Below are 25,916 nucleotides of genomic sequence, written 5' to 3' on the forward strand. Positions count from 1 at the left end.
CAAGGAGTCAACGTGGAGTTTCTTGCAGAATACGCAAGCTTTCTCGCCAAAACCGCCACCCTGGTGATTGCTTTTCTGGTGGTGCTTTCGGCTATTGCCGGCCTGCGTGGCAAAGGCCGCGGCAAGCCCGGCGGGCAGTTGCAGGTCACCCGTCTCAACGACTTCTATAAGGCGCTGCGTGAGCGACTCGAGGCGGGCCTGTTCGACAAGGCTCAACTCAAGGCCCTGCGCAAGCAGCAGGCCAAGGCCGACAAGCAGCAGAAGAAAGCCAAGGGCGAGGACAAGGCGCGGGTCTTCGTTCTTGATTTCGATGGCGACATCAAAGCCTCTGCCACCGAAAGTCTGCGTAATGAAATTACCGCGCTGCTGACCCTCGCCACCCCGCGTGATGAAGTCGTGCTGCGGCTCGAGAGCGGCGGTGGGCTGGTGCACAGTTATGGCCTGGCCTCGTCGCAATTGGCGCGCATCCGTCAGGCCGGTATCCCGCTTACCGTGTGCATCGACAAGGTTGCTGCCAGCGGCGGTTACATGATGGCCTGCATCGGCGACAAGATCGTCAGTGCACCGTTTGCCATCCTTGGCTCGATCGGTGTGGTCGCTCAGTTGCCGAACGTCAATCGTCTGCTCAAAAAGCACGACATCGATTTTGAAGTGCTGACCGCCGGTGAGTACAAACGCACGCTGACCGTATTCGGCGAGAACACCGAGAAGGGCCGCGAGAAGTTCCAGGAAGACCTTGACGTCACCCATCAGCTGTTCAAGGACTTTGTTGGTCGTTACCGCCCGCAGCTGCACATGGACGAAGTGGCCACCGGTGAGGTCTGGCTGGGTGTTGCGGCGCTGAACATGCAGCTGGTTGATGAGCTGCGCACCAGCGACGAATACCTCAGTGACCGCGCCCGTGAAGCCAACCTTTACCACCTGCGCTTTGCCGAACGCAAAAGCTTGCAGGAGCGCATTGGTGTGGCCGCCAGCGGCGCGGTTGAGAACACCTTGGTGGGGCTGTGGAGCAAACTCGGCCGCCTGCGCTAACACCTTGAACCCCTTGAAGATTTTTTCTGACATGGGGGTTGCAAGGCCAAGCGAATGCAGACATAATGGCGTCCATTGAAGCGCAGCAAGCTTGAAAAAGCGCTGAAGTTTCAAGGAGATAGCAGGGCGCAAGCCGCTAGATCCAACCTTTGAGGCCGAGTAGCAAAGTGGTTATGCTCCGGATTGCAAATCCGTCTACGCCGGTTCGATTCCGACCTCGGCCTCCATATTTGAAAGCCCCGCAGATTAACGTCTGCGGGGTTTTTCTTTGTGGGTCGGAAAAGTATGGAGTGAAGCAGCTGAAGTCCAATGTTTATTGATGGGGTGCCGAATAGATAGAAATGACCGATGAGACGCCTGGGCAACCGAGCAGGCTCGGAGATGACTCGGCTGTGGCCGGCGCAGTCAGGGTCAGCTGCGTGGACACGGCTACGCTGAATGCAGCAGTTTTCTGACCTCGGCAATAATTGCGTCGATATTGAAGGGCTTAGGCAATACCGCGTCAAATAAATCCGGTCGCTGCATACCGATATGTGCCTGGGCGCCGCTTATCAGAATAATCGGGACTTGAAGTAGCGATGGCAGGGCTCGCACGGCGGTAGCGAACTCCAGGCCGTCCATGGCCGGCATCATGAAGTCGGTGATGATCAAGGCTGGCTTGACTCTGTCCAGAGCATCGAGCCCTTTTCGGCCATTGCTGGCCGTTACCACGGAAAACCCCTCATCCTCCAGCGCGAAGCTGAGAATGTCAGCAATTAAATATTCGTCGTCGACGACCAAGATGGTAGTCACTTTATTGTAATCCACTCAAAAACCTAAGAGATCGAACCAGGACATCACTCAGTTGGGACTGATGGTTCATGTCTTGAAGCCTTTTTGAGTAAAACATCCTGGGCTTGGATGACGACCTCGAATCGGGAGGGGTCATAAGCGCTATCTCGAACTTTGAGAACTGAAAGCGTTCTCTTTAGTTCAAAGTCATTCTCGGCGAAGCGCATCAGCATCAGGTTGTCGACGATGCTCGACAGGTCGGAGTTGGGCGCGCTGACCTCGGAGCCCAGCAGATCGCGCATTTCCCACGTTGCCAGTACCGTGACACCTCGGGCGCGCAGCTCGTTCATCAGCGCACTGAGGAAGTCAGTAATCCTTGCCGTATTGGTTGCAACCCGGGTCATGCCGCTAAGGCTGTCGACGAACACACGCTTGATGCCATTTTCTTCGACGATACTCAGCAAGCGTGCGCCAAGCCCGTCCAGCAGGCCTTCAGTCGTGGGCTGCCAGGCGATGGTCAGGGCGCCGCTGTCTTCCATGCCTTTGATGTCGATGCCCAGTGAGTCGCCCTTGAGCCGCAGGCGTTGCGGGCTTTCGTAAAAGCCAAAATGCAGCCCTGGGCTGTCCACCGTCGACTCCGCCAGGAACTTCAGACCCAGCGTCGTTTTTCCGATGCCGGAAGGGCCCATGACCAAAGACACGCTGGAACTGTAAAGGCCGCCTCCCAGTATCGTGTCCAGTGAGGCAATCCCACTGCCAATGCGCGTCATGTCAGCACTGTCGGGTGCGGACGGGTGGCTGTACAGGCTTTCCAGACGAGGATAAACCACCAGCCCGTTGTCGGTAATCTCACACTCGTGAAGGCCTGCCAACGCAGCACTACCGCGCGTTTTACGCAGTTGAATGCGCCTCACCGAGCGGGTGCCGAATAGCTCTTCGCCTATTTCAATGACGCCATCGACCATGGTGTGCTCAGGGCTACCGTCGTCCAGCCGTGAACTGGTTAGAAACAGCACGGTGCAACCAGCAAAAGCGGCGTGACCCTGCAGCTCTGAAATGAACTTTTTGGTGTCGATGTGTGAGTCGGCTTTGGAGCGCGCATTGAGCAGGCCATCGACGACCAGTACGGTAGCTTTGCGACGGCTGATCTCGCGACGCAGCAGCTTTACCACCTCATCCAGACCTTCGTTTTCCAGTGTGTCAAACGCGCTGACGAACTGAATTTCTTCGCCAATTCTGGATGAGTCGAAAAAGCTCAGTGTGGAAAGAAACTGGAAAAGGCGGTCATGTGACTCGGCCAGCAGCGTGGCAACCAAAACGCGGCCGCCGTTGTTCGCATGATGGAATCCAAGTTGGTTGGCCAGGATCGTTTTGCCTGAACCTGGGCGCCCTTGGATAATGTACGAGGCACCTGCAACCAGCCCGCCCTTGAGCAGAGCGTCCAGTCCTTCTATTCCACTTTGGAGGCGTTTGAGCTTTTCCACGATGCGACCCTGATCTGAAAAACAGGCTGTTAAGCCGACTAAGAGTGTGATGCTAACGCCAATTTCGTTCAGGGGCTATTGCCGGCTAGTGCGCAGCAGTCGTGGCTTTTGTTGCGCTGGCGACTTGGGGCGCAAATCTGCCGCCATGGCGCGAGCCACCACAGGCTTTTGCATGAGCATCTACCCAGCCATGCTTGGCACATCAAGCCCGACTTTCACACGGTCCAGCGCGACGATTGTCTTGAACCAGGTAACGTTGGAGTTTTCGGCAAACAATCGCCGCGCCAGAGTCTGGTATTCCTTCATGCTGGCGACGGTGAGTACCAGAATGAAATCCACTTCGCCGGTGACGTAGTAACACTGCTGAACTTCGGGCACCGCGAAGTGTGCCTTCATCGCCTCCAGCGCTTCGATGCTGGTGCGCTCAGCCATCACTTCCACGATTATCGTGATCGGCCGGCCTACGGCGGTGGGATCGACGATGGCTACGTTGCCCGTGATGACTCCCCGGTCTTCCATTCGTTTGATGCGGCGCTGAACGGCGGCCGTGGAAAGATTGACCTGCTCGGCCATAAGGCGCAGCGGCATGGTGTTGTCGCGCTGGACCAGGTCCAGGATGGCACGGTCAAATTTGTCTAGCGATTCAGGTTCAGCGTCGTTTTTGGCCATTGCAAATCCGTGAGAAATTTTCTCGAAAACTACCAGAAAACTGCGGCCCTTTATCTAGGCAAGAGCAATATTATCTTGCCAGCAGTCTGCGTATGCAGCCTATTCGGGAACACACACAGGATATTATTGGCATGCTCGCACTGTTCCATCTTTCCCCGGTCCTGTTGGTTACAGTCATGCTCGTGGTATTGCGCCGGCCGCCCGTTCACGCCGCCGTTGCAGGCACTCTGTTAGTCATTGTGCTCTGGCTCGCCGGCGCGGCAGACGCATGGCGCCTGAGCAGTATGGTGGCCGCCGCTCAAGATACCGTCGTGCTGTTTGCAAGTACCGCTTTCGTTATAGTCCCAGGTCTGCTCTTCGTGATTTTTATCGAGCGCATGGGCGTCAATCTGGCGCTGAGCCAATGGGTGCGGTCACTGGGGCTTGGGCGCGGCGATCAAGTCGTGTTAATCGTCCTTGGGTTGGCACCGTTGCTCGAAGCGATGACTGGTTTCGGCGTGTCGTTGATCGCTACGGTGCCCCTGCTGCTCAGTCTCTTCGAGCGTCGGGTCGCGCTCCGGATCGCACTGGCCGGCATGGCCATCATGCCCTGGGGAACGCTGGGCCTGGCATCTGTCATTGGTGCTTCGTTGGTTAACCTGGACGCACCCATGCTGGCATCGACCTCGGCATTGACCAGCGCCCCGGTTTTCTTCGCTCTCAGTGCATTCGCGCTTTATCTTGCAGGCGTTCGTGACTCGCGGGGATGGGGGGCGTTGGGCGTTTTCTGGCTGCTGTTTGTGGGCGTTCTTTACAGCGCAAGTCGGTGGCTGGGGCCGGAAGTAGCCGGCGTTGCTGCGGGCCTGGTGACGGCAGCAGCGGTACTCTCTGTTGGGCTGTGGCGCCTGCGCCGCTACGACAGCGAGCGCGGTCCGGTGCAATGGCCGCGTCAGGCATGGCCGTATCTGGTGCTGATTGTCTGCATTGTCGGCTTGAAGATGCTGTGGGCGATCACCTCCTGGCAGGAGCACTGGGTTGTACAGAGCGCCCAGGTCAACTGGAAGCCACTCGCCTCACCAGGGCTGGCGTTGGGCATTGTCCTGATCGTGCTAGGCGTTCGTGCGCGCAACATACAATCCCGGACCGCACACGACGTTAACCTGCCTGCTGCGCTGTTGGCTCGGGCGAAGCGGCCATTGCTGACCATTTTCTTCTTTCTCGCGATGTCGCAGATGATGGTTAAGGCCGGCTTCCTTGCGGGGTTGATGCAACTGCTGGCTGGGCTGTCGCCCACCGCCGCGACGGCGTTGGTTGCCCTGTTTGGCGCGTTGTCTGGCTACATGACCGGGTCGAATGTTGGCGGCAATGCGATCTTCATGCCGGCCATCGCGACGTTGCCAGAGTCCTCCCGTTTACTGCTGGCTGCCGTCCAGAACAGCTCGGCGGGGCATGCGGCGCTGGGCTCGCTATCGGTTGTCATGCTGATTCTGGGGCTTGCCAAAACCCAGGCCAGGGAGGAAGGCGAACTGATAAGGTTCGGCTTCATGCTGGTTTGCCTCAATACCGCGTTAGTTGCGTTGGGCGCCGCGATGCTGAGTGGATGGCTTGGCTAGCCTGGTGTTGGCGGATGGCACTTTTCCACACAGCCCGAACCCGAAGCAGGCGCTCACTGGTCGCTAGCTTCAACACTGGCGATCAGCAACTCGCGCAGCATGCCGCGCCACTCGCCAGCCGAATACGATCGCAGGTCCCAGCGTGGTGCCTGGGCCTGGGTAGGTGCCGCGAAAGATTGAAGCAAGGTCATTGCCGCAGGCGTATAGCCCATCGATCACCTGGCCTTGCATGTTCAGCACCTGGCCATCGGCGTTACCACTCAAGCCTGCGCTGCAGGCGAGATCGGCCGGTTGCACTGTGACGGCATAGTAGGGCCCATCGCCTAGCGGGCGCACGCACGGGTTGGGCAGTTGCTGCGGGTCGCCATTGTGACGGTTCATGGGGCTGGTACCGCGGTTGAATGCAGGGTCGTCACCGTTTGCAGCGGCGGCGTTGTAGGTTCTGACGGTGTTTGCCAGCCCCTCGGCATCAACCTTGAGCTTGCTGGCAAGTTCGCCCAGGGTGCTGCCTTTGATCAAGTAGCCGGCTTTGACGAACCTGGCAATATTGATGGCGCTGCGCAGCGGCATGACCAGGCCCAGGCCGTAGCGTTGCAGGAAGTTCTGGTCGCAGATCAGGTGAGCAGTGGCGCTGCCGTCGTTAAGCATCCCCATGACGAAGTCGTGGTAGGAGTTCGACTCGTTGACGAAGCGCTTGCCTTGGGCATTCACGGCGATCAATCCAGGCTTGGCGCGGTCGAGCAGGATGTGTGGCCATATGGCCTGGTAGCCGTCCTTCGCGGTGCGGATCGAGCAGGGCATCCACAGGCCTGGACTGTCGTGGCCGTCGTCGAGCTGGGCATCGGCCTTCAGCGCGCGATCGATGCCGTCGCCGGTGTGGGTCAGGGGCGACAGTGAAAGGGCTTGGGCAGCGCTCGGGAACAGCTGTTTGCGTAGAGTTGGGTGGCGCGTCAGGCCCCCGGTAGCCAGCACCACGCCACGACGCGCGCGGATGCGCATGGCCTCGCCGTTGTGCAGCACCACTGCGCCCATTACGTGACCGTTTTCCACAATGAGTTCGTGCAAAGGGGTTTCAAAGCGCAGCGCCACCTTGCGCTGGCGCAGGCTGTAGAACAGCCTGGCGACCAGGGCGTTGCCCATCACCAGATTGGTGCCGCGTGGGTAGCTCAGGCGGTCGATGCAATAGCGGCCGACTGTGCTCAAGGTGCGAGTCAGGTGGTGCATCGAAGCGAAGGGCGAAAGCAGCGCATCCAGATCGGCGCGTGGCACCATCATGCCGCCCAGACCCATGAACTCGCGCCGAGGTGGGCGCACGCGGGCAAAGTCTTTGCCCAGCAGCCTGCCATCGAACGCGAGGGGCGCCAGGGCGCGGCCACCGAACGCTGCACCGGGGCCGCTGACGTAATCGGGATGAGCGGCGGCTGCAACGAATTTAACTTCGCTGATGCGCTCGAGTTCATCAATCGCCTGTGGCCCGCTGGCAAGGAAAGCTTCGCGCAACGCTTCACCGCCGCGTTGGCCAACCACCGCCTTGAGGAAGGTCGCGGCCTCTGCCGCGCTGTCCGGTACACCTGCGCGCTGGCTTTGGTGGGTGCCGGGTACCCAGGTGGTGCCGCCTGAGGTCGCGCTGATGCCGCCCACCACGGCGGTCTTTTCACACAGCAGCACGTCCAGCCCGTGGTGGCTGGCCATCAATGCGCTGGTCATGCCTGCAGCGCCTGCGCCGAATACCAGCAGGTCGACTTCCTGGTCCCAGGGGAGGGGGGCGATGGTGCTCATTATGGTTGCTCCTTCATGGCGTGGTAATTCATGGGCGGTTTGGCAGCCCGCCCTTGTGCAGGTGAAGTGTCGGCAGCATTCAGCAGTTGCCTGCTGTGGTGTGCTCAAGCGGATCAGAGCGGTTCGATAATTGCCTTGGCAGCGGCCAGCGCCTGTCGTGCCCAGGCCTCGACGCCCACTTGCGCAACCCTGCGGTCATGGGGGATCTCGACGCTGACCGGGACTGTAGCCGGGAGGCTGCGCCAGATCCTCGCCAGGTCAATATCGCCCTCGCCCGGCAATAGACGCTCGCCACGCGCCGCTTGAATCAGGCCGTCACGGGTGTTCGGTCGCCGCGCTGGGCCGTCGCATATCTGCGCGTAGTTCAGCCATTGCACGGGGATACGTTGCAAGTCCTCGAAGCGACTGTCGGAACGGTCGAAATGCAGCGCGTCAACCAGGATGCCGCCGTTGGCGCGGTCGGCCTGCTCAACGATGTGCAGTGCACTGGCCAGGTCGCGGACAGCCGTCCACGGCATGAACTCCAGGTCTGCCGTCAGGCCGAAGGGCTGCATAGCGTCGCATAGCCGCGCATAGTGTTCGATCAGCCGGTTGGGTTCCGGGTCGTCGCCTGCCACCAGTACGGCCTTGGCGCCGAGCTGCGCGCCGACGTCGAGGAAGGGCAGATAACGCTGCACGTCGAATTGCTCGTCGAGGCGGATCAATTCCAGATCAAAAACTTTGACCCCGGTGTCGTCGATGCGCGCGAGGGTTTCGCGCAACATCGGTTTGTCGTCCATCAAGGAATAGGCGACTGCCCCTGGCGCCACCGGAAGCAAGCGCACGCCAGCCTGGTCATAGCCGGTGCGTGCAGCCAGTTCGATCATTTCCGGCGGGGTTAACGCGAGCGCGGTCAGTTGTGCAATGGAATAGCTGGCTTGCATGGCATGTCTACCTACAGTTGCTTCAGTTGATGGCAGCGGGAAGTGCCGACGCGTTGCGCTTGCGACTTTTGATCCACAGCGCTGTAACCCCGATCAGGGAAGGGATGGCGAGGAACAGGAAGACCTGGCTGAAATTCCATTGCGAGGCCAGCATCAGTGCACCGATCCCGGCGCCGCTGATCGCGCCCAGCCGGCCAATGCCAGTGGCCCAGCACACGCCGGTAGCGCGGATCTGAGTGGGGTAGAAGGAGGCGGCCAGCGCGTAGCCGCCGACGTTTACGCCGTTCAGGAAGTAGCCCAGTAGCAGTATCAACGGGCAGAGCACCTGCATCGTCGGCTGCTGCAAGGCGATCAGCACTGCGCAGGCCCCGCCGCAGAACACCGTGGTGCCGACCACCTTGTGGTGTTCCCAGCGGTCCATCTTCATGCCGACGGTGAAGTTGCCCAGCATGCCGCCGATCTGCAGCAACGAGCCCAGCAGCGCCGCCTGACCCATGCTCAGACCAGCATCGCGGCTGAGCAGCGGCAGCCAGCTCGACAGCAGGTACATGGTCAGCAGACCCATGAACAGAGTGACCCAGATCATGCAGGTGCCCAGGGTGAAACCGGGCGCGAAGAGGGCACTGACCTTGCCTGTCGCCTTGATCGCCGCTTCGCTGCTATGGAAACGCGTCTGGGCGTTGGCCAGGCCCGGAGCGACCTTGTTGATTTCCTTGATCAGGCGGTCCTTCAAGGCACTGTTCTGCGCCAGGAAGCGGATGGACTCCGGAAGGCTCAAGAGCAGCAGAAGGGCGAACGCAATCGGCAGCACGCCGCCGGCCACCAACACTGACCGCCAGCCGAAGTTTTCGATCAGCCACTCACTGCCCAAACCACCCAGCGCCGCACCAAAGGCGAAGCCGCAGTAGATGAACGAAACCATGTGAGAGCGGTAGCGCTTGGGGGCGTATTCCGAGATCAGGGTCGCCGTATTGGGCATCGAGGCACCCAGCCCAACCCCGGTCAGAAAGCGCAGTATCGTCAGGCTGGTGATCCCGGTCGACCAGGCTGAGGCCAGGCTCCAGAAACCGAACAACAGCACCGAGCCAATGATGACTGGCCTGCGGCCGAAGCGGTCGGCCAATGGCCCGGCAGTCAACGAACCAAATGCCAGCCCGAGCAGCCCGCTCATCATTACCGGGCCGAGGTCTTGGCGCAGCACGCCCCAGTCGTCGACCAGCGCCGGGGCAATGAAGCCGATCGCGGTGGTGTCGAAGCCGTCAAACACCAGCACCATGAAACCGAGGAACAGCACCAGCCACTGTCGGGTGCTCATCTTTCGAGCATCCATGAAGGTGCTCACATCTACATCTGGAGGGTTCGCCATGAATAACTCCTGCTTTTTGTTTTTATGAAAATGCCTCTCCGGTTATGGGCTGGCAGGTTGGCACCAAGGTATACCGGGGTTGGTAGGCCGATATTATCATAATTGGAAATCCGTTCCATTTTAATATTTGATTCCAATGTGTTTTTTGGGCGCTGGCAATCCAGGACCTGTGAAGGGCCTGCTGTCGAGCAATTGCTAGGGAACGGCGGCCAGGTCAGTAAGCCAGGCCGCGGTCAAGCGAGGTGCCGATCAGGCGGTGTGTTCGCTGATGTGGGAGGTCATCAGCGACAGCTTCGGGAGGCTGTCCAGGTTGATCGCGGTGATCTCTTCTACGGCGTCCAGCAACGCTGCCTTCAGCGCTTGCATGCGTTCGGCAGGGAGGCGGACGCTGGGGCCGGCGATACTGATCACACCGACGACCTGCTGTTGCGAATCGCGAATTGCTGCAGCCATCGAGGCGGCGCCAATTTCAAAGCTCTCGTCGACGCTGGCATAGCCCTGCTCACGGGCGATCTTCAGGTTGTCGAGCAGGTGTTCGATGGTGGTGGCCGCATTGGGGCCATATTCGCCCGGTTTAGCCAGGCCTTGCCGGTAAACCAGCTCCAGCGCGCGCTCGTTGCTGAGGCAGCTCAACCAGGCCAGGCCAGACGCCGTGCAGCAGAGCTTGGCCTCGGCACCTGCATCGGGATCGTAGCGCAGACCGGAGCGGCTGCCCTGGGCCTTGGAGATCCAGATCAGGTTATCGCCATCTACGATGCTCAAGCGCACAAGCTCGCCGGACGCTTGCGCCAGGCGCTCGAGTATCGGGCGGGCTAGGTCGACCATGTCGCTCTTGGACAGATGCTTGAGCGCCAGTGAGACCAGTTTCAGGGCAAGCACGTAATTGCCGTGCTGATGCTCCTGGCGCACGAAACCCTGTTCGACCAGGCAATTGAGCATGCGGTGGGTCGCGCTCGGCGGAATGTCCAAGGCTTCCGCTACTTGTTGAAGTGCCAGCCCGGAGCTTTTGCCGGCGAGCAACTCGATGGCATGCAGGCCGCGTTCAAGCGCATTGCTCATGTTGTTTCCTTAGGTTTGCGATAGATCAGCGGCCCCATGGATAGTGGCAGCCACCTCCGGACAAATGGTATCCACGTTGAATTGCCGATTCATCCGGTTTTTGGCCCAGATCCTGAAGAACTGTCTGTAGCAGCCTAATTGCTCACTGAGCATGTGGCTACCAGGGGGCACGAAGGCCCAAGGTTTGTGCGGAATGGAGATCAGCATGCCGGAAAAATTATCCATCGCGAGTTGCTCAGGCCTGGCATGCACCGCGATCACTGCGTCTACAGCTTCATCAGCGAATACTCTGTTGAGAAGCTCTGGAGCCTTGACCTGCTTCACTGGATCACCGATAACCGCAAAAATCCGGGTCTTGCCAGTTGGGCTGGGTATCAACAACTGTGACATCCAATCTCTCCTTAGGGCTGTCCCAGGCTGCGTATCCCGCACCTAAGCGAAGCAGCAGGGTGTGGCGCGAACGTGTCAGCCCATTGCTGCGACCGAGCCGCTCGATTGAGTCAGAGGCTATGATATAGAAATTGGAATTGAATTCCAGTTAATAAGTTTATTCCGATTCATGTCCAGATTTTTTGAACGAGTTTCGACTTTCGCAACTGACGGCCTTGGCTGATGAGGAAGCTCAAGATGGTTGAGAGCACTTGCGCGGTGAACAAGCAGTCGCCATCCAAGCCGGCTGTGCAGCCGGTTGGCCTTTACCAGGCCTTCCTGTTCTGGCTCAAGCTAGGCTTCATCAGTTTTGGCGGGCCGGCCGGGCAGATTTCGATCATGCACCAGGAGCTGGTCGAGCGCAGGCGCTGGATCAGCGAGAAGCGTTTTTTACACGCGCTCAACTACTGCATGTTGTTGCCAGGCCCCGAGGCCCAGCAGCTTGCCACCTACATCGGCTGGCTCATGCACCGCAGTTGGGGAGGGGTGATTGCCGGCGCATTGTTCGTGCTGCCTTCGCTGTTCATGCTGATCGGTTTGTCCTGGGTGTACATCGCTTTTGGCGAGGTACCGGTAGTGGCGGGGATCTTTTATGGCATCAAGCCGGCGGTCACGGCGATCGTCGTTCATGCGGCCCACCGGATTGGTTCGCGCGCGCTGAAGAACGGTTGGTTATGGGGCCTGGCCGGTGCCTCGTTCGTTGCTATCTTTGCCCTCAACGTGCCGTTCCCGCTGATCGTGCTCGCCGCTGCCATCATCGGCTATATGGGTGGTCGCTTCGCTCCTGGCATATTCGCCATCGGTGGCGGCCATGGCGCGGCGAGCAACAGCTACGGCCCAGCCATGATCGACGACGATACCCCGACGCCTGAACATGCACGTTTCAGCTGGGCGCAGCTGGTGCGCCTGCTACTGATCGGGGCTGGGCTTTGGTGTCTGCCCATGGGGTTGCTGACGCTGTCGTTTGGTTGGGATGGTACGCTGACGCAGATGGGCTGGTTCTTCACCAAGGCTGCATTGATGACCTTTGGCGGCGCCTATGCTGTGCTGCCTTATGTCTATCAGGGCGCTGTCGGGCACTACGGTTGGTTGACGCCAGCTCAGATGATCGATGGCCTCGCTTTAGGTGAAACGACTCCAGGGCCGCTGATCATGGTGGTCGCCTTTGTCGGTTTCGTCGGCGGCTATGTGCAGCCGATGTTCGTTGCGCAGCATCCCTTTCTTGCAGGCGCAGTCGCGGCCGGGCTCGTCACCTGGTTCACGTTCCTGCCTTCGTTCATCTTCATCCTTGCCGGTGGGCCGGTGGTGGAGTCGACGCACAACGACCTGAAATTCACCGCGCCGCTGACAGCCATCACCGCTGCTGTGGTCGGAGTGATCCTCAATCTTGCCCTGTTCTTCGGCTATCACGTGCTCTGGCCAAAAGGCTTCAGCGGCGCATTTGACTGGACTGCAGCGGTGATCTCGGTTGCTGCCGCTATTGCCCTGTTCCGCTTCAAGCTAACAGTGATCCAGGTTCTATTCGCTTGCGCCGTTGCAGGTTTGGCAGTCCATATGCTGCGGGTTTGATAGATGAGCGCGCTAGCGCAGTGACAGGCTAATGCTCGACTGCTTGCCAAGCATCACTGCCGCAGTTATCGCCGCTCGCGCCTGCGGGCTGTTCTTCCAGCAAGTTGACCCCAGCGCTGCCGAAGCCTGCGCCAGAATGTCATCTACGTTCGAATCGCCCAACATCTGCAGTGACTCGATGCCCATCTGCTCAAGCCTGCTGATAACCGTCGGGCCTACGCCCTTGAGCGCCAGCAGTGCTGCGCGTTCGTCCGCTGAAAACGGCATGGGTACATCCTCTCTCCGTGAGTTTCGCCAAGCTTCACTCATATTCGAGGCCACCACAACCGAGGCAAGAGCGCGAAGTTTTACGCTCGTTAATCTTGCTGATATCTGCGTAAATTTGGCAGGGATCTCTCTTTATCTGGCTTTAAAGTCCTGCTTACGTGCTTTGCGGTGTATAGTGGCGGGCGAGTCCTCTCTCTGGGTGGCTCATCAGTGAGGTATCAGCATGTCCCAGTCTGCGACCCATCACGCTCAACTGCGCTTGAATGAGCAAATTGAGCAGTTCTTGTCCAAGGGCGGCGAGATCAAGGAAGTGCCACGAGGCGTAAGCGGTTTCAACCCTGCCGCGCCCAAGGTGCACTGGACCAAGGCTCAGGCTGCCAAGACGCCGTGAGTCTGCTGTAACAGGTGTCCTTCGGCGCGTGCGCGTTTGCGCTGCGCTGGCTGGACGCCGAGTTGCGCGATTGCCGAATCACAGGCAAAGAAAACCCGCCAACGGTGGGCGGGTCTAAAGATCGTACGGAGCCTGTGTAGTATCTGGCCGGGCTTGTCAGTAAAACGTGAAGACGATGTAGCAAGATCATTCAGGTAATCTGCAGGCGAAAAAAAGCCCGCCGTAAGGCAGGCAAGGATTCTTGAAGGGAGCTCAGGCAGGGTGCAATGCCCTGGTTAAGTCGGGATTAACAGCTCAGCCGTTGACCTGCACCGATGATCACTTTATACAGGCGAGCTATTCAAGGAGCCTGGTATGAGCGACGAACACGACCTCCACGAACCCGAACACGATCATCTGCTTGATCACGAATTCCTCTATGAAGACTTTGCGCCCGAGGCCGATGCCCAGGGTTTGCTGGATGAGGTCGAGGATGACGAAAGCACGCTCGATGAGAGCACCCTCGATGACAGCGACGACGAATACGACCATCCTGCCTGGCACGATGACGTAGACGACTGACTCACACCAGCACGCAGCTCAAGCCGAGGGCAAGCACTCAGCGCCGATCCAGCGAGAACCTGCCAGCGCCCGTCACGGCGAGCAGCAGCAGACCACCGACAATGCTCATGTTCTTGAAAAACTGAGTGATGTTGGCGCTGCGCGCAGGCTCGACCATGTCCCAGAACGGGTGGCCAATCATTGCGGTGCCGACCACGAAGAGCGCGAACAGCATCGCCAATGGTCGCGTATAGAACCCGAGAATCAGCACGATTGCGACGAAGAACTCCATGATCACTGCGATGGCTGCTGCCAGTGTCGGCGCAGGTGCACCTATCGAGGTGAAGTAGCTGACCGTGCCTTCAAAGCCTGTCAGTTTGCTCCAGCCCGAGAGCAAGAACAGGATCATCAGAAGGATGCGGGCGAGCAGGATGATGGCATCGCGTTGACCGGCGAACAGGGTATAGCGCATGGCGGGATACCAGTGAGGTTGGATGATTTCACTGTAGCAGGAGTTGCGAACAATTCTTGCGCGCAAACAAAAGGCGCCCCGTGGGGCGCCCTTTACGCAATAAGTGGTGCGAGTGGCGGGACTCGAACCCGCAAGGCTCACGCCGGCAGATTTTAAGTCTGCTGTGTATACCAATTCCACCACACTCGCACGCTTGAAAGGGTCTGTGCGACCGGCACGTTAAACCGATGCTCAGCAATCAAGCGCGCTTTATAACCCATCGTTATAGATGCGTCAACAAAACACCCCTCCATGCAGGCATTTCCGGCTGATCCCTGAGGGCTGAACTCCAAGCAATTGACACGATAGTGTCATTAAGCCACTGTTCGCGACTTTTCAGTCGACCATGCTGCTCACTGCGAGCGATATCGCCAGCCCGAAGCGGCTCCGTCAGACGGCTACTCGTCAAGAGCTTCGCTTAGCCTGTAAAGGGCGAGTAGACTCAACATCATGTTTATGCCTCACCCTGTGGTGCCTGTGGAGTTTTCATGGTTTCAACCGACCACCCGGACCAATCCGAAATGACCGCCAACCGCTACGAGCAGCTCGTTCAGTCGGTGGTTGATTACGCTATCTATATGCTTGATCCCTCGGGCCACGTAGTGTCGTGGAATGCGGGTGCAGAGCGTATCAAGGGCTACAAGGCCGCCGAGATCATCGGCCAGCATTTCTCCGTTTTTTTCACGCCTGAGGACTGTGCCCAGGATCGCCCCGAGCAGATCTTGCGCGAGGCCTTGGACAATGGCGTCGCCCAGGATGAAGGCTGGCGCGTGCGTCAGGACGGCACGCAGTTCTGGGCGTTGGCCGCGTTGGACGTAGTGCGCGATGAGCAGGGCCAGATCATCGGCCTGGCCAAGGTTACGCGCGATATCACCGACCGGCGCGAGTCTGCGCTGCAGCTCGACGCGGTACGCGCGCAGTTGTTCCAGGCGCAAAAGCTCGAAGCCCTGGGGCAGTTGACCGGCGGGCTGGCGCATGACTTCAACAACCTGCTGACGATTATCCTCAGCTCGGCGCGGATGGCCAGCAGCAGCCAGGATCCGCAGCGGGTCCAGCGCTTGCTCGAACACATCATCGATGCAGGGCAGCGCGGCACTCAACTGACTCAGCAACTGCTCAGTTTTGCCCGCCATCGCCAGTTGAGTTCGGTGAGCATTGCTCCGCTCGCGCTGATTGATTCGACCCGTGGCTTGATCGAGCACGCGCTACCCGGCAGCATCGAATTCGAGCAGCAGCTGGCGACAGAGCTGCCGCTGATCGAGGCCGACCCTGGCCAATTGCAGATGGTTCTGCTCAATCTTCTGTTCAATGCGCGCGATGCGATCGAAGGTGAGGGGCGGATTCGCCTCGAGGTCGATTGCGTGCAATTGTCAGGTGAGGTCGAGGGCCTGCACGGGCCATTCGTGCGGTTCAATGTGCAAGACTCCGGCGTGGGTATCGAGGCGCATGTGCTGCCGCGCATCTTCGAGCCGTTTTTCACCACCAAGTCGTTTGGCAAGGGTACCGGGCTGGGTCTTAGCCAGGTGTATGGCTTTGCCAAGCAGAGCAACGGTGCCATCTGTGCGTCCAGCAAGGTCGGGGAGGGCACCAGTATGTGCCTGTACTTGCCGGCGGTGCTGAGCCCCCCTTAACGCGAACCCGACAGGTAGCGGCCATGGTTGAAGTACTCAAGCGAGTCGAGACAGGTATCGAAGGGCTGGATGCTTTGCTGCGTGGCGGCCTGGTCGCTGGCGCGTCCTATGTCGTTCAAGGCCCGCCTGGGGCCGGCAAAACCATCCTCGCCAATCAGTTGGCGTGTGGCCACGTGCGCAATGGCGGACGGGTGCTGGTGGCCACTCTGCTTAGCGAATCACATGAGCGGTTGTTCCAGTGCCTGTCGACGCTGGAGTTCTTCGACCCGGCGCTGGTAGGCGATCAGATCCAGTTTGTCAGCGCGTTCGACACCCTCGAACAGGAGGGCCTGGATGCCGTGGTGCGGCTGATGCGTCAGGAAATTAGCCGGCAGCAGGCCAGCCTGCTGATTGTCGATGGCCTGCTCAATGCCCGCATACGTGCCGAAACCACGCTCGACACCAAGAAATTCATCTCCGAGCTGCAAGGGCATGCCGCCTTCGCGGGTTGCACCGTGCTGCTGCTGACCAGTTCGCGCCTGCAGGAAGGCAGCCCCGAACACACCATGGTCGATGGCGTTATCGAACTGGGTGAGACGTTGGTTGGCAGCCGTGCCGTGCGTACTATTCAGCTGCGCAAGACCCGCGGCAGCGCTGCGTTGTCTGGCTTGCACGAGTGCCAGATCGATAGCGCCGGGCTGACGGTGTTCCCGCGTCTGGAGGCGCTCTACAGCCATCCCAGCCACCTTGGCTCGGAGACAATGGAATCTATCAGCACCGGCTCGCAAGCGCTGGACGACATGCTTGGCGGTGGCGTCAGTGTCGGCTCAACTACATTGATAATGGGGCCTTCGGGGATCGGCAAAACCTCTCTGGGCCTGGCATTCGTAGCGGCTGCGTCACCTGTGCAGCCGGCGGTGCATTTTGGCTTCTACGAATCGCCTACCCGATTGCGCCAGAAGGCCAGTGCCTTTGGTTACGACTTCGCTGAGCTGGAGCGCTCAGGGGCTTTGCTGTTGAGCTGGCAGCCAACCACCGAGGGCCTGCTCGATCAGGTCGGTGCGCGCTTGCTGAAACAGGTTGATAGCCTCGGCGCCAAGCGCGTGGTGATCGACAGCCTCGGTGCACTCAGCCGGCTGGCATTCGATCCGGCACGCATCAATGGCTTCTTCCGCGCCCTGATCGGCGAGCTGCGTGCCCGCGATGTGACGATGTTGATGACCTGGGAAGTGCGTGATCTGTTTGGTGCCGAAGTCAGTGCGCCGTCACCCGACCTGTCGAGCATCGTCGATAACCTGATCCTGACCCGATTTGTCGAACTCGATAGCCGGCTGCGGCGCATGCTGTCACTGCTCAAGGTGCGCGACAGCGACTACGACCCTGCGCTCCATGAGCTGTGCATGGGGCCGGATGGAGTGGTAGTGCGCAAGGCGTTCGAAGGTGCCAGCGCAGTGCTTAGCGGCACGCCTACGCATTCGGAGGGGGGCTGACAGTCCAGCGATGAAGACCATTTTGATCGTCGATGACGAATACCAAATCGCTGAGATCCTGGGTTATGCCCTGGAGGACGAGGGTTTCCTGGTGGAAAAGGCCAACAATGGCGAAAAGGCGCTGGATCTGCTGCGCCAGAAGCCTATTGATCTGGTGATTACCGATTACATGATGCCGAAGAAGAATGGCCAGGAATTGGCCAGGGCAATTCGAGATGATCCTGCGCTGGCGCATTTACCGCTGATCTTGATAAGCGGCGCGCAAGCCGCGCAAGCGGACTGCGATTTGTTCGGTGCGGTGTTTCAGAAACCATTTCATGCCAATGAACTGGTTGCCAAAGTGCGGGAGCTGCTGGGCGGCTGAGGGCCTGGCAAGATCCCGCATCGGCGGGCCGATCGGTCAAGCGCATCCGTGCGGCTTCAAGCGATGCAGGTTTCAGTGTTGCTCGTCGTGGGGCTTTTCCGGTGCAGGGCTGCCTGCCTGGATGCGTTTGAAAATCTCCTCCCGATGAACCTGAACATCTTTAGGCGCATCGATGCCGATCCTCACTTGCATCCCTTTGACGCCCAGAATGGTCACTTTGATATTATCGTCGATGACGATGCTTTCGCCGACCTTGCGGGTGAGTATCAGCATGTAGTTCTCCTTGGGTAATAACGAAAACCGTGCGGTCAGTTACCGCTGCGGCGGGAGCGTGTCCCTCTTCCTTCTCATTAAAGACGCTTTCGGAGGATAGTAATTCCCCCGTAAATAAAATCTGTTTCATGTCTCTAGCTGCAGGTGCCGGTTTTGCGGGTTGAAGTGCCCCGGCGGAGGTGCTCGGGGGCAAGAATAGGGGGCTTACGCGCAGATTGGAAATTTCTCTGCTTGATAGCGCACATAGACCCGCTCAATCGGACTCCTGCAGCGCCCGCAAAAAGTGCATCAAGGTCACTTCTTCTGGCTCAAGCCCCTGGCGAATGCGGGCTCGCGGCAGAGCACCGAGGCGCCCCAGCTGGAAGTGTTCAAGCACTGCCGGGTGGATGTAGCAGCGCCTGCACACTGCCGGCGTGTTGCCCAAGCGTGCGGCAACCTGACGCACAATGGCCGTGACCTGGCGCTTGGCTTCGGTTTCCGGCTCCCAGGCCAATGGGCGTAACAGGTGCAGGGCCAGGCTGCTGCCGGCCCAGGTGCGGTAGTCCTTGGCGGTAAAGTCAGCGCCGGTCAGCTGTTGCAGAAACAGGTTGATATCGCTCGAGCCGATGCTGTGCCGCTCGCCGTTGTCATCCAGGTACTGGAATAACGTCTGCCCGGGCAGCTCCATGCAGCGTTTGACCATGCCGGCCAGCCGCCGGTCGCGCAAGGTAACGTTGTGCTCCACGCCGCGCTTGCCCCTGAACTGGAAGCGAATGGTACTGCCCTTGACCTCGACATGATCGGAGTTGAGGGTGGTCAGTCCATAGGAGTTGTTGTCGCGCATGTACTGGCGATTGCCGACGCGGATCAGGGTCGAGTCGAGCAGGCTGACCACCAGCGCCATGACCTTTTCCCGGCCCAGCCCTGGGCGGCGCAGGTGGGCGTCGAGCTGCTTGCGCAATTTGGGCAGCACCTGAGCAAAGGCCAGCATGCGTCCGTATTTATGCTGATCGCGCACTTCGCGCCATTGCGCGTGATAGCGATATTGTTTGCGTCCGCGGGCGTCGCGGCCGGTGGCTTGCAGATGGCCCTGCGGGTCGGCACAGATCCACACGTCGGTGTAGGCCGGTGGGATGACCAGCGCCGCGATGCGCGCAAGCGTCGCCTCATCGCGCACCCGTTCACCGTCGGCGTCCAGGTAGATAAAGCGATCACGCCATCGGCGCCGGCTCAGGCCAGGCTGGCTGTCGTCGACATAGTGCAGGGAACGGGGCAGCGGGCAATCGAGCATGGGGCGGCATCCAGCGACCAGGTGTCTGCTCAATGGACAACGCCGTTGGCGTGGATGCTCAGAGTAAAACAGCGACCGATTTGATTTGCGCCCATAGCGCCTGGCCCGGGTGCACGCCGAGCTGGTCGGCGGAGTAACGGGTGATGCGCGCCAGCATCGTGGTCCCGGCCGCATCCAGACTGACCAGCAGGTGGGCCGGGTTATCGTCGGCGCGCAGCTCACGCACGCGCACGGGCAAGCGGTTGAGAATGCTCGACTGGCTGTCTGCCGCCAAGGCCAGGCTGACATCGCGGGCCTGGATCTTCAGCCGGTGCGTGCTACCGACCTGCAACGATGGGTGAGCGATACGCAGTGGTTGGCTGTCATTGCCCGGCAAGCGCAGGTCGAACAGTTGATAGTGCGGATCATGGCCAACCACCAGCCCTTCCAGCACCACGCCGGCATCGTCGCCCTGAGCCAACGGCAGGTCCAACCGGGCCAGTGTCTCGATGATGGGGCCGCTTGCAAGCACCTTGCCCTGCTCCAGCAACACTAGATAGTCAGCTAGCCGCGCCACTTCATCCTGGGCATGGCTGACGTAGACCAGTGGAATCTGCAGCTCTTCATGCAGGTGCTCCAGATACGGCAGAATCTCGCGTTTGCGTGGTCCATCCAGCGCTGCCAGCGGCTCGTCCAGCAGCAGCAAGCGCGGGCTGCTGAGCAGGGCGCGAGCGATGCCGACCCGCTGCGCTTCGCCGCCAGACAAGGTGGCTGGACGGCGCTCAAGCAAATGACCAATGCCCAGTAGCGCACATGCCTGTTCAAGGCTGACCTTGCGCTGTGCCGCCGGCACCCGGCGCCAGCCGAACTCCAGGTTGGCGCGCACTGACAGGTGGGGAAACAGGCTTGCTTCCTGGAATACATAGCCGATCGGGCGCCGATGTGGGGGGAGGAAAAACCCGCTGGCACTGTCTTCCCACACTTCACCGTTGACCTCGATGTAGGCGCTCGCCGCACGCTCCAGACCCGCCAGGCAACGCAGGCACGATGTTTTGCCCGACCCGGAGTGGCCGAACAAGGCGCTGATCCCTGAACCTGGCAGTTGCAGGTCGACATCCAGAGTGAAATCGTCGCGCGCCAGGGTCAGTCGCGTCAGTATTGAAGCACTCATCTCAACTCCAGCCGGGCTTGCCACGGCGCCCCGCGTACAGCAGGAGCAACACCAGGAACGAGAACACCAGCATGGCTGCGGCCAACCAGTGTGCTTGTGCGTAGGCCATCGACTCGACATGGTCGAAGATCTGCACCGACACCACGCGGGTCTTGTCAGGGATATTGCCGCCGATCATCAACACCACACCGAACTCGCCCACGGTGTGGGCAAAGCCAAGGATGCTGGCGGTGACGAACCCCGGCCGAGCCAGCGGCAGCACGACGTGAATGAAAGTGTCCCAAGGGCTTGCACGCAGCGTGGCGGCGACTTCCAAAGGCCTTGATCCAATCGCGCTGAAGGCGTTTTGCAGGGGTTGCACCACAAACGGCATGGAGTACACCACCGAACCAATTACCAGGCCGGTGAAGCTGAATACCACGCTGCCCAGGCCGAGTGCCTGGGTGGCTTGGCCCAGCCAGCCGTGCGGGCCGAGGGCGATCAGCAGATAAAAGCCGATCACCGTCGGCGGCAGCACCAATGGCAGAGCGACCACCGCGCCGACCGGGCCGCGCAACCACGAGCGGGTCCGCACCAGCCACCAGGCAATCGGTGTGCCTATGACGAGCAGAATCAGAGTAGTCAGGCTGGCCAGTTTGAAGGTCAGCCAGATCGCTCCGAAGTCTGCAGCATCAAGCGGCATCAGATCTGATAACCATAGGATTTGATCACGGCTGTGGCCTTGGGGCCTCTGAGGTAGTCAATAAACGCCTTGGCAGCGGGGTTGTCCTTGCCCTTGTTGAGGATTACCGCATCCTGGCGGATCGGGTCATGCAGGCTGGACGGGACGATCCAGGCCGAGCCGTTTTTGACTTTGCCATCTTTGTAGATCTGCGACAGGGCGACAAAGCCCAGCTCAGCGTTGCCGGTGGAAACGAACTGGAACGCCTGGGTGATGTTCTGGCCTTCGACGAGCTTGCCTTTGGTGGCTTCAGTCAGGTTCAGCTTGGCCAGCACCTGAGTCGCTGCCAGGCCGTAGGGAGCGGTCTTGGGGTTGGCGATCGACAGGTGCTTGTAGTCATTTGTTTTCAGCACTTCGCCTTGCGCGTCGACGTAGCCTGGCTTGGCAGACCAGAGTGCCAAGGTGCCGATGGCGTAGGTGAAGCGCGAGCCGGCAACGGTCTGCTTTTCTTGCTCAAGCTTGGCCGGAGTGCTGTCATCGGCCGCCAGGAATACTTCGAAAGGTGCGCCGTTATTGATCTGCGCATAGAACTGGCCCGTCGCGCCGAAGGAGGCCACTAGCTTGTGCCCGGTGTCCTTCTCGAAGTCTTTGGCAATCGCCTGGATCGGCGTGGTGAAGTTGGCTGCGACGGCAACTTGAACTTCATCGGCCCAGGCATTGGTGCAGGCGAGCAGGGTGGCCGCCGTTGCAGCCAGGTAGGACAAACGCATACGCATGAAGCAACTCTCCGGGAGCAGGTTATCGTTATATACGGGACTATATAGCGAGAGTCGGCTCTGCGGGAAGGGCCATAGTCGCGGGATCGAATCAGCGCTCTAACTGCTCCAGCGCGCGCTCGGCAATGTCTCTGGTCAGCTCTGTCGCAGGCAGGTGTCGGCCAAGGCGCAAAGCCTGGCCGGCCCACAGATTGCTGAAGTCACTGCTGCCGGCGCTATCGCTGATCGCCCGCAGCGGCATCAATGCGCCTCCTGCCAGGGGGAAGGCGGGTGCCAGATCGCTCATCGGGCCAAGTTCGCGCATGATGCGGTTGTTGATGCCACGCGCGGGCCGCCCGGTGAACAGGTTGGTCAGCGCTGTGTCACTGGCGGGGGCGGTATCCAGCGCCTGGCGGTGTGCTGCAGATACCTTCGCCTCCGGGCAGAACAGGTAGGCAGTGCCGATCTGCACTGCCGAGGCGCCAAGAGCCAGTGCGGCCACCAGGCCGCGGTGATCGGCAATGCCACCGGCGCCGATCACCGGTAGCCGCACTGCGTCGACAATTTGCGGGATCAAGGCGAAGGTGCCGATCTGGCTGGTGATGTCATCGCTGAGGAACATGCCGCGATGGCCGCCGGCTTCATAGCCCATGGCGATGATCGCATCGCAACCGTGCTGTTCCAGCCAGAGCGCCTCCTGCACCGTGGTCGCACTCGACAGCACTTTGGCGCCGGTGGCCTTGACCCGCTGCAGCAGGCTGGCAGCGGGCAGGCCGAAGTGAAAGCTGACCACCTGCGGCCGCAGTTCTTCAACCAGTTGGCAGCTGTGCTCATCGAATGGCGCGCGGTTGGATACCGGCGTCGGCGCGGCGAAATCAGCGCCCAGCTCCTGATAATACGACTGCAGGGCCTGCTTCCAGCGCAGTGCGCGGGCTGCATCAGCGGGCGGCGGTTGATGGCAGAAGAAGTTCAGGTTCAAAGGCCCTGCGCAGGCGGCGCGGAACGCTGCCACTTCACTGCGCACCTGATCCAGGCTGAGCATGGCGCAGGGCAGAGCGGCCAGGCCGCCAGCCGTGCCCACAGCGATGGCCATGGGTGAGCCGGTGGCTCCGGCCATCGGTGCTTGCAGGATCGGCACATCGATGCCGAGCAGATCCAGGATACGGCGGTCTGGCCAGTTGCTCATGTGCACTCCTGTCAACGTCTGTTCCAACTCGGCGCCCAGCCAGGGCCAGGTTTACAGGGCCTTGCTGACCTTGATGTCGCTGATCTTGGCGACGTCATCGCCATGGATCTGTTGCAGCGCCAGGCGCGCCTGCTCTTCGGAGTTGTCCGGCATCACGGCGAAGTCGAAGCGTTGCTCGCCATCGAGCTTGTATTTGATCACGTACTTGATGTTCTGGGTCATGGCGGGCTTATCTCAGTTGCGACGACGAGCGACGCACGATTTTGATCTTGTGCGTGAAAGTTGGCTTGCGCGTGACCGAGATCGGCCGGGGCGTGGTCGTGTCGAGGGTGATGTTCCAAAAGCCGGTGCTGGGCACGACGATCTTCGCCGGGAACTGGTCGAACGCGCCGCCATGGTAGGTATGACGCCCGCCATTCTTGAAACTGCGGAAATTGGCGTCGTTCATCAGGCGAATGTTGCAGCGCTGGGAGCACTCGATCACGACAATGTCGTCCTCGTTGAGGTGCTCGCGCTGGTGTACGAATTTCATGTGATGCTCCGCAAAGTTTATTCGTGCAATTGCGCAAGATATCACGATGTAGCGGTACACTCCCGCCCCTGATGGCCGGGGTAGGGATAAATCCGCCAAAGCAGGGAGCAAACCCGCCCGGTTGTTGTCATACACATTCTTTAAAGCAGGCAGAGGTATTCCAATGAAGTGGGCGGTGGCGGCGATGACCTTGACTCTGGGCGGCTGTGTAAGTGTCGCTGAGCTGGAGCAATCGCGAGAAACCATGGATGTGATGTCTGGCAAGGCGCCTCAGGTGTACGCCGATTGTATCAAGGCCGAGTTGGCGAGTAGCCGCGACGCGCTGGTGCAGGAAAAGCGCGGCGACGGCCTGCGCCTGATCGTGCCGCAGAAGCTGACCGCGGGTGCGGGTCCTGCTGCGTTGCTCGACATCGACAAGCGTGGTAGCGGCAGCAGCATCAAGCTGCGCGAGCGGCTGAACAACTTCCCGCTGCGCCTGGGTGATGTGCGCGCAGCCACGACCAAATGCATCTCCGGATCTTGATCCAGCTCAGCTAAACGGCCATTTAGCGGGCCAATTCTCATGTTCTTGTCCGGTAGGCGTTGTTGCCTGCCGGAGGATAAGCCTACTATTTTTGTGCTTATACCTTTTAAGCCTAAGCTTATAACAAGGAAATGGAGCGTCCCGTGATGAATCCGTTGAGTCGTTTTGCGATCAGCACTGCGCTGATCCTGGCCTGGCCTGCGGCGCATGCCGCCGAAGGTCAGAAAATTTTCACCCAGGGTGGGGCCAACCCCGCTGCGATGGCCTGCCTGGGCTGTCATGGGCCCGATGCCAAGGGCATCGCCGCTGCAGGGTTTCCGCGGCTGGCCGGCTTGTCGGCCGGATACCTGAACAAGCAGCTGCAAGACTTTCGCAGTGGCAGCCGCAAGCAGCCGGTGATGGAGCCGCTGGCCAAAGCCTTGAGCGCGCAGGAAGCCAAAGCCGTCAGTGAGTACCTGGCCAGCCTGCCGAGTGCCCCGGCGTCTGATCTGCGTCGCCAGCAGATTGCCACCGACCCGGTGTCGCGCTTGGCCCTGTACGGCGACTGGGACCGGCAAATCCCGGGTTGTGTGCAGTGCCACGGGCCAGGCGGCAGCGGCGTCGGTGAGCACTTCCCGCCACTGGCGGGGCAGCCCGCGGCGTACCTGGTGGCGCAGCTCAATGCCTGGCGCGACGGCAGCCGTAGCAATGACCCCAATCAGTTGATGGTCGGCGTGGCCAAGGCCATGACCGATGCCGAGATCACGGCAGTTGCCGAGTTCTTCGCCCATCCACTGGCTCAGGAGGTCAAGCCATGAAGCCGATCATTGCAACCCTGTTGTTGGCCATGGGTAGCGCCCAGGCTGCCACGCCGATTGCCATGGAAGATCAATCCCAGCTCAAGGTGCCCGGCACGCAGGCTGCAGTGCAGTTCGCGCCCCCCGCTGAAAGCCAGATCCCGGACAACGCCTTTGGCCAGATGGTCCGCGAGGGCCATGCCTTGTTTGTCGATACCCGCCGGCTGATGCCCGAGGCCGTGGGCAACGGCATGAACTGCAGCAATTGCCACCTTGATCAGGGCCGTATGGCGTTTTCTGCGCCGCTGTGGGGCGCTTATCCGATGTACCCGGCATATCGCAGGAAAAACGACAAGGTCAACACCTTCGCCGAACGCATCCAGGGCTGCTTCCAGTTCAGCATGAACGGCAAGCCGCCTGCGGCGGATAGCCCGCAAATGACCGCACTGAGCGTTTACTCATACTGGCTGTCGACCAATGCGCCGACCGCGGTCGAGGCACCTGGGCGTGGTTATCCCGAAGTGCCTCAGCCCAAGGGTGGGTATGACTTCAAACGCGGCAAGCAGGTGTATCGCGAGCAATGTGCGATCTGCCACGGCGACCAAGGCGAAGGCCAGCAGGTGGCAGGTGAATACGTGATGCCACCGCTATGGGGCAAGGACTCCTACAACTGGGGCGCTGGCATGCACCGGATCAATACGGCGGCGTCGTTCATCAAGTACAACATGCCACTTGGCAAGCCCGGCAGCCTCAGTGATCAGCAGGCATGGGATGTCGCTGCATGGATCAATCGCCACGAACGGCCGCAGGACCCGCGCCTGGTGGAAGGCTCAGTCGAAAAAACCCGATTGAAGTTTCATGCCAATGACGGCGTCAACCTGTATGGGCAAAAGGTCGATGGCATAGTGATCGGGCAGGGCACAACCCGGTAACGCTTGCGGTAG

29 protein-coding genes and 2 tRNA genes are annotated in these 25,916 nt (G+C 60.2%); 12 read left to right on the top strand and 19 right to left on the bottom strand.

Going from position 1 to position 25,916, the window contains the following annotated elements; translation table 11 throughout:
• Window positions 1–12 precede the first annotated feature (12 nt).
• Together sohB and FW789_RS03615 are read left to right on the top strand one after the other, a co-directional pair.
• Window positions 13–1,032, top strand: coding sequence for a protease SohB (gene sohB, locus FW789_RS03610; protein ID WP_101323058.1), 1,020 nt, complete (start codon window positions 13–15; stop codon window positions 1,030–1,032).
• A 153-nt stretch (window positions 1,033–1,185) separates the two neighbouring features.
• Window positions 1,186–1,259: transfer RNA gene (locus tag FW789_RS03615), tRNA-Cys, on the top strand.
• 202 nt (window positions 1,260–1,461) lie between these two features.
• Here FW789_RS03615 and FW789_RS03620 read toward each other — a convergent pair.
• The 3 genes from FW789_RS03620 to FW789_RS03630 all read right to left on the bottom strand — a co-directional run bounded on the left by FW789_RS03620 (window position 1,462) and on the right by FW789_RS03630 (window position 3,956).
• Window positions 1,462–1,824 (bottom strand): response regulator, encoded by a 363-nt coding sequence (locus FW789_RS03620; RefSeq protein WP_103437835.1) that lies wholly within the window; start codon window positions 1,822–1,824, stop codon window positions 1,462–1,464.
• Window positions 1,825–1,868: 44 nt separating this feature from the next.
• Window positions 1,869–3,287: an ATPase domain-containing protein gene (locus FW789_RS03625; protein ID WP_103437834.1), complete on the bottom strand. Its 1,419-nt coding sequence runs from the start codon at window positions 3,285–3,287 to the stop codon at window positions 1,869–1,871.
• A 180-nt stretch (window positions 3,288–3,467) separates the two neighbouring features.
• Window positions 3,468–3,956 carry an Lrp/AsnC family transcriptional regulator gene (locus FW789_RS03630; RefSeq protein ID WP_103437833.1) on the bottom strand — a complete coding sequence of 163 codons (489 nt, stop codon included), beginning with the start codon at window positions 3,954–3,956 and terminating at the stop codon, window positions 3,468–3,470.
• A gap of 131 nt (window positions 3,957–4,087) precedes the next feature.
• Here FW789_RS03630 and FW789_RS03635 point away from each other — a divergent pair, with 131 nt between their 5' ends.
• Window positions 4,088–5,548 (top strand): L-lactate permease, encoded by a 1,461-nt coding sequence (locus FW789_RS03635; protein ID WP_103437832.1) that lies wholly within the window; start codon window positions 4,088–4,090, stop codon window positions 5,546–5,548.
• A 69-nt stretch (window positions 5,549–5,617) separates the two neighbouring features.
• On the opposite strand, the gene FW789_RS03640 is transcribed toward FW789_RS03635, so the two are convergent.
• From FW789_RS03640 to FW789_RS03660, 5 genes are all read right to left on the bottom strand, one after another.
• Window positions 5,618–7,327, bottom strand: a complete 1,710-nt coding sequence (locus FW789_RS03640) for an FAD-dependent oxidoreductase (RefSeq protein ID WP_411562915.1) — start codon at window positions 7,325–7,327, stop codon at window positions 5,618–5,620.
• A 113-nt stretch (window positions 7,328–7,440) separates the two neighbouring features.
• Entirely contained in the window at window positions 7,441–8,250 is an 810-nt protein-coding gene (locus tag FW789_RS03645; protein ID WP_446430938.1) for a sugar phosphate isomerase/epimerase family protein, read from the bottom strand.
• A 22-nt stretch (window positions 8,251–8,272) separates the two neighbouring features.
• Window positions 8,273–9,616, bottom strand: coding sequence for an MFS transporter (locus tag FW789_RS03650; protein WP_411562917.1), 1,344 nt, complete (start codon window positions 9,614–9,616; stop codon window positions 8,273–8,275).
• Between the two features lie 249 nt (window positions 9,617–9,865).
• Window positions 9,866–10,675, bottom strand: coding sequence for an IclR family transcriptional regulator (locus tag FW789_RS03655; RefSeq protein WP_101320711.1), 810 nt, complete (start codon window positions 10,673–10,675; stop codon window positions 9,866–9,868).
• Between the two features lie 9 nt (window positions 10,676–10,684).
• The gene (locus FW789_RS03660) at window positions 10,685–11,065 is read right to left on the bottom strand and encodes a hypothetical protein (RefSeq protein WP_446430939.1); all 381 of its coding nucleotides are present in this window, start codon (window positions 11,063–11,065) and stop codon (window positions 10,685–10,687) included.
• 237 nt (window positions 11,066–11,302) lie between these two features.
• Between FW789_RS03660 and chrA the strand changes: the two genes are divergently transcribed.
• Entirely contained in the window at window positions 11,303–12,673 is a 1,371-nt protein-coding gene (gene chrA / locus FW789_RS03665) for a chromate efflux transporter (RefSeq protein WP_446430940.1), read from the top strand.
• 12 nt (window positions 12,674–12,685) lie between these two features.
• Here the strand turns inward: chrA and FW789_RS03670 are convergent, their stop codons facing one another.
• Window positions 12,686–12,940: a helix-hairpin-helix domain-containing protein gene (locus FW789_RS03670; protein WP_186698996.1), complete on the bottom strand. Its 255-nt coding sequence runs from the start codon at window positions 12,938–12,940 to the stop codon at window positions 12,686–12,688.
• Between the two features lie 223 nt (window positions 12,941–13,163).
• On the opposite strand from FW789_RS03670, the gene FW789_RS03675 reads away from it, so the two are divergent.
• A complete protein-coding gene (locus FW789_RS03675) occupies window positions 13,164–13,331 on the top strand; it encodes a hypothetical protein (protein ID WP_178080775.1) in 168 nt (55 codons plus the stop codon).
• Between the two features lie 354 nt (window positions 13,332–13,685).
• Complete coding sequence (locus FW789_RS03680; RefSeq protein ID WP_150568829.1) at window positions 13,686–13,892, top strand: hypothetical protein; 207 nt, start codon at window positions 13,686–13,688, stop codon at window positions 13,890–13,892.
• Window positions 13,893–13,929: 37 nt separating this feature from the next.
• Here FW789_RS03680 and FW789_RS03685 read toward each other — a convergent pair whose 3' ends face one another.
• Window positions 13,930–14,343, bottom strand: a complete 414-nt coding sequence (locus tag FW789_RS03685; protein WP_446430941.1) for a DoxX family protein — start codon at window positions 14,341–14,343, stop codon at window positions 13,930–13,932.
• Between the two features lie 104 nt (window positions 14,344–14,447).
• A tRNA-Leu gene (locus FW789_RS03690) sits at window positions 14,448–14,532 on the bottom strand.
• 338 nt (window positions 14,533–14,870) lie between these two features.
• Between FW789_RS03690 and FW789_RS03695 the strand changes: the two genes are divergently transcribed.
• Genes FW789_RS03695 through FW789_RS03705 form a run of 3 tightly spaced genes read left to right on the top strand, consistent with a single transcriptional unit; the run spans window position 14,871 to window position 17,846 of the window.
• Window positions 14,871–16,013 (top strand): two-component system sensor histidine kinase NtrB, encoded by a 1,143-nt coding sequence (locus tag FW789_RS03695; protein WP_446430942.1) that lies wholly within the window; start codon window positions 14,871–14,873, stop codon window positions 16,011–16,013.
• A 23-nt stretch (window positions 16,014–16,036) separates the two neighbouring features.
• Complete coding sequence (locus tag FW789_RS03700; RefSeq protein WP_207073096.1) at window positions 16,037–17,482, top strand: ATPase domain-containing protein; 1,446 nt, start codon at window positions 16,037–16,039, stop codon at window positions 17,480–17,482.
• Window positions 17,483–17,492: 10 nt separating this feature from the next.
• Window positions 17,493–17,846, top strand: coding sequence for a response regulator (locus tag FW789_RS03705; protein WP_446430943.1), 354 nt, complete (start codon window positions 17,493–17,495; stop codon window positions 17,844–17,846).
• 72 nt (window positions 17,847–17,918) lie between these two features.
• On the opposite strand, the gene csrA is transcribed toward FW789_RS03705, so the two are convergent.
• The 8 genes from csrA to FW789_RS03745 form a co-directional block, all read right to left on the bottom strand.
• Window positions 17,919–18,119: a carbon storage regulator CsrA gene (gene csrA / locus FW789_RS03710; protein ID WP_101320695.1), complete on the bottom strand. Its 201-nt coding sequence runs from the start codon at window positions 18,117–18,119 to the stop codon at window positions 17,919–17,921.
• A 253-nt stretch (window positions 18,120–18,372) separates the two neighbouring features.
• Window positions 18,373–19,389 (bottom strand): DNA topoisomerase IB, encoded by a 1,017-nt coding sequence (locus FW789_RS03715; protein WP_186699003.1) that lies wholly within the window; start codon window positions 19,387–19,389, stop codon window positions 18,373–18,375.
• Between the two features lie 58 nt (window positions 19,390–19,447).
• The gene (modC, locus tag FW789_RS03720) at window positions 19,448–20,539 is read right to left on the bottom strand and encodes a molybdenum ABC transporter ATP-binding protein (RefSeq protein WP_446430944.1); all 1,092 of its coding nucleotides are present in this window, start codon (window positions 20,537–20,539) and stop codon (window positions 19,448–19,450) included.
• Between the two features lies 1 nt (window position 20,540).
• On the bottom strand, window positions 20,541–21,221 hold the full coding sequence (gene modB / locus FW789_RS03725; protein WP_411562923.1) for a molybdate ABC transporter permease subunit: 681 nt from the start codon (window positions 21,219–21,221) through the stop codon (window positions 20,541–20,543).
• On the bottom strand, window positions 21,221–21,976 hold the full coding sequence (gene modA / locus FW789_RS03730) for a molybdate ABC transporter substrate-binding protein (protein WP_446430945.1): 756 nt from the start codon (window positions 21,974–21,976) through the stop codon (window positions 21,221–21,223). Before modA ends, modB begins: the two co-directional genes overlap by 1 nt.
• Window positions 21,977–22,067: 91 nt before the next feature.
• On the bottom strand, window positions 22,068–23,141 hold the full coding sequence (locus FW789_RS03735; protein WP_446430946.1) for an NAD(P)H-dependent flavin oxidoreductase: 1,074 nt from the start codon (window positions 23,139–23,141) through the stop codon (window positions 22,068–22,070).
• Window positions 23,142–23,192: 51 nt separating this feature from the next.
• On the bottom strand, window positions 23,193–23,363 hold the full coding sequence (locus FW789_RS03740; RefSeq protein WP_178080774.1) for a hypothetical protein: 171 nt from the start codon (window positions 23,361–23,363) through the stop codon (window positions 23,193–23,195).
• A gap of 7 nt (window positions 23,364–23,370) precedes the next feature.
• Window positions 23,371–23,673: a DUF1883 domain-containing protein gene (locus tag FW789_RS03745; protein WP_101320683.1), complete on the bottom strand. Its 303-nt coding sequence runs from the start codon at window positions 23,671–23,673 to the stop codon at window positions 23,371–23,373.
• Window positions 23,674–23,836: 163 nt separating this feature from the next.
• Between FW789_RS03745 and FW789_RS03750 the strand changes: the two genes are divergently transcribed.
• The 3 genes from FW789_RS03750 to FW789_RS03760 all read left to right on the top strand — a co-directional run bounded on the left by FW789_RS03750 (window position 23,837) and on the right by FW789_RS03760 (window position 25,904).
• Window positions 23,837–24,196 carry a hypothetical protein gene (locus FW789_RS03750; protein ID WP_103437819.1) on the top strand — a complete coding sequence of 120 codons (360 nt, stop codon included), beginning with the start codon at window positions 23,837–23,839 and terminating at the stop codon, window positions 24,194–24,196.
• A gap of 146 nt (window positions 24,197–24,342) precedes the next feature.
• Window positions 24,343–24,993 (top strand): c-type cytochrome, encoded by a 651-nt coding sequence (locus tag FW789_RS03755; RefSeq protein ID WP_411564632.1) that lies wholly within the window; start codon window positions 24,343–24,345, stop codon window positions 24,991–24,993.
• A complete protein-coding gene (locus FW789_RS03760) occupies window positions 24,990–25,904 on the top strand; it encodes a c-type cytochrome (protein WP_446430947.1) in 915 nt (304 codons plus the stop codon). The genes FW789_RS03755 and FW789_RS03760 overlap by 4 nt, the downstream gene beginning before the upstream one ends.
• Window positions 25,905–25,916: the final 12 nt, after the last annotated feature.

It is taken from the genome of Pseudomonas sp. 1121_17, assembly GCF_052850745.1.

What these genes read in the sequence shown, in the direction of transcription:
- FW789_RS03630 (WP_103437833.1), bottom strand. Translation starts at nt 3,956, where the DNA reads ATGGCCAAAAACGACGCTGAACCTGAATCGCTAGACAAATTTGACCGT.
- FW789_RS03635 (WP_103437832.1), top strand. Translation starts at nt 4,088, where the DNA reads ATGCTCGCACTGTTCCATCTTTCCCCGGTCCTGTTGGTTACAGTCATG.
- FW789_RS03640 (WP_411562915.1), bottom strand. Translation starts at nt 7,327, where the DNA reads ATGAGCACCATCGCCCCCCTCCCCTGGGACCAGGAAGTCGACCTGCTG.
- FW789_RS03645 (WP_446430938.1), bottom strand. Translation starts at nt 8,250, where the DNA reads ATGCAAGCCAGCTATTCCATTGCACAACTGACCGCGCTCGCGTTAACC.
- FW789_RS03650 (WP_411562917.1), bottom strand. Translation starts at nt 9,616, where the DNA reads ATGGCGAACCCTCCAGATGTAGATGTGAGCACCTTCATGGATGCTCGA.
- FW789_RS03655 (WP_101320711.1), bottom strand. Translation starts at nt 10,675, where the DNA reads ATGAGCAATGCGCTTGAACGCGGCCTGCATGCCATCGAGTTGCTCGCC.
- FW789_RS03660 (WP_446430939.1), bottom strand. Translation starts at nt 11,065, where the DNA reads ATGTCACAGTTGTTGATACCCAGCCCAACTGGCAAGACCCGGATTTTT.
- chrA (WP_446430940.1), top strand. Translation starts at nt 11,303, where the DNA reads ATGGTTGAGAGCACTTGCGCGGTGAACAAGCAGTCGCCATCCAAGCCG.
- FW789_RS03670 (WP_186698996.1), bottom strand. Translation starts at nt 12,940, where the DNA reads ATGCCGTTTTCAGCGGACGAACGCGCAGCACTGCTGGCGCTCAAGGGC.
- FW789_RS03675 (WP_178080775.1), top strand. Translation starts at nt 13,164, where the DNA reads ATGTCCCAGTCTGCGACCCATCACGCTCAACTGCGCTTGAATGAGCAA.
- FW789_RS03680 (WP_150568829.1), top strand. Translation starts at nt 13,686, where the DNA reads ATGAGCGACGAACACGACCTCCACGAACCCGAACACGATCATCTGCTT.
- FW789_RS03685 (WP_446430941.1), bottom strand. Translation starts at nt 14,343, where the DNA reads ATGCGCTATACCCTGTTCGCCGGTCAACGCGATGCCATCATCCTGCTC.
- FW789_RS03695 (WP_446430942.1), top strand. Translation starts at nt 14,871, where the DNA reads ATGGTTTCAACCGACCACCCGGACCAATCCGAAATGACCGCCAACCGC.
- FW789_RS03700 (WP_207073096.1), top strand. Translation starts at nt 16,037, where the DNA reads ATGGTTGAAGTACTCAAGCGAGTCGAGACAGGTATCGAAGGGCTGGAT.
- FW789_RS03705 (WP_446430943.1), top strand. Translation starts at nt 17,493, where the DNA reads ATGAAGACCATTTTGATCGTCGATGACGAATACCAAATCGCTGAGATC.
- csrA (WP_101320695.1), bottom strand. Translation starts at nt 18,119, where the DNA reads ATGCTGATACTCACCCGCAAGGTCGGCGAAAGCATCGTCATCGACGAT.
- FW789_RS03715 (WP_186699003.1), bottom strand. Translation starts at nt 19,389, where the DNA reads ATGCTCGATTGCCCGCTGCCCCGTTCCCTGCACTATGTCGACGACAGC.
- modC (WP_446430944.1), bottom strand. Translation starts at nt 20,539, where the DNA reads ATGAGTGCTTCAATACTGACGCGACTGACCCTGGCGCGCGACGATTTC.
- modB (WP_411562923.1), bottom strand. Translation starts at nt 21,221, where the DNA reads ATGCCGCTTGATGCTGCAGACTTCGGAGCGATCTGGCTGACCTTCAAA.
- modA (WP_446430945.1), bottom strand. Translation starts at nt 21,976, where the DNA reads ATGCGTATGCGTTTGTCCTACCTGGCTGCAACGGCGGCCACCCTGCTC.
- FW789_RS03735 (WP_446430946.1), bottom strand. Translation starts at nt 23,141, where the DNA reads ATGAGCAACTGGCCAGACCGCCGTATCCTGGATCTGCTCGGCATCGAT.
- FW789_RS03740 (WP_178080774.1), bottom strand. Translation starts at nt 23,363, where the DNA reads ATGACCCAGAACATCAAGTACGTGATCAAATACAAGCTCGATGGCGAG.
- FW789_RS03745 (WP_101320683.1), bottom strand. Translation starts at nt 23,673, where the DNA reads ATGAAATTCGTACACCAGCGCGAGCACCTCAACGAGGACGACATTGTC.
- FW789_RS03750 (WP_103437819.1), top strand. Translation starts at nt 23,837, where the DNA reads ATGAAGTGGGCGGTGGCGGCGATGACCTTGACTCTGGGCGGCTGTGTA.
- FW789_RS03755 (WP_411564632.1), top strand. Translation starts at nt 24,343, where the DNA reads ATGAATCCGTTGAGTCGTTTTGCGATCAGCACTGCGCTGATCCTGGCC.
- FW789_RS03760 (WP_446430947.1), top strand. Translation starts at nt 24,990, where the DNA reads ATGAAGCCGATCATTGCAACCCTGTTGTTGGCCATGGGTAGCGCCCAG.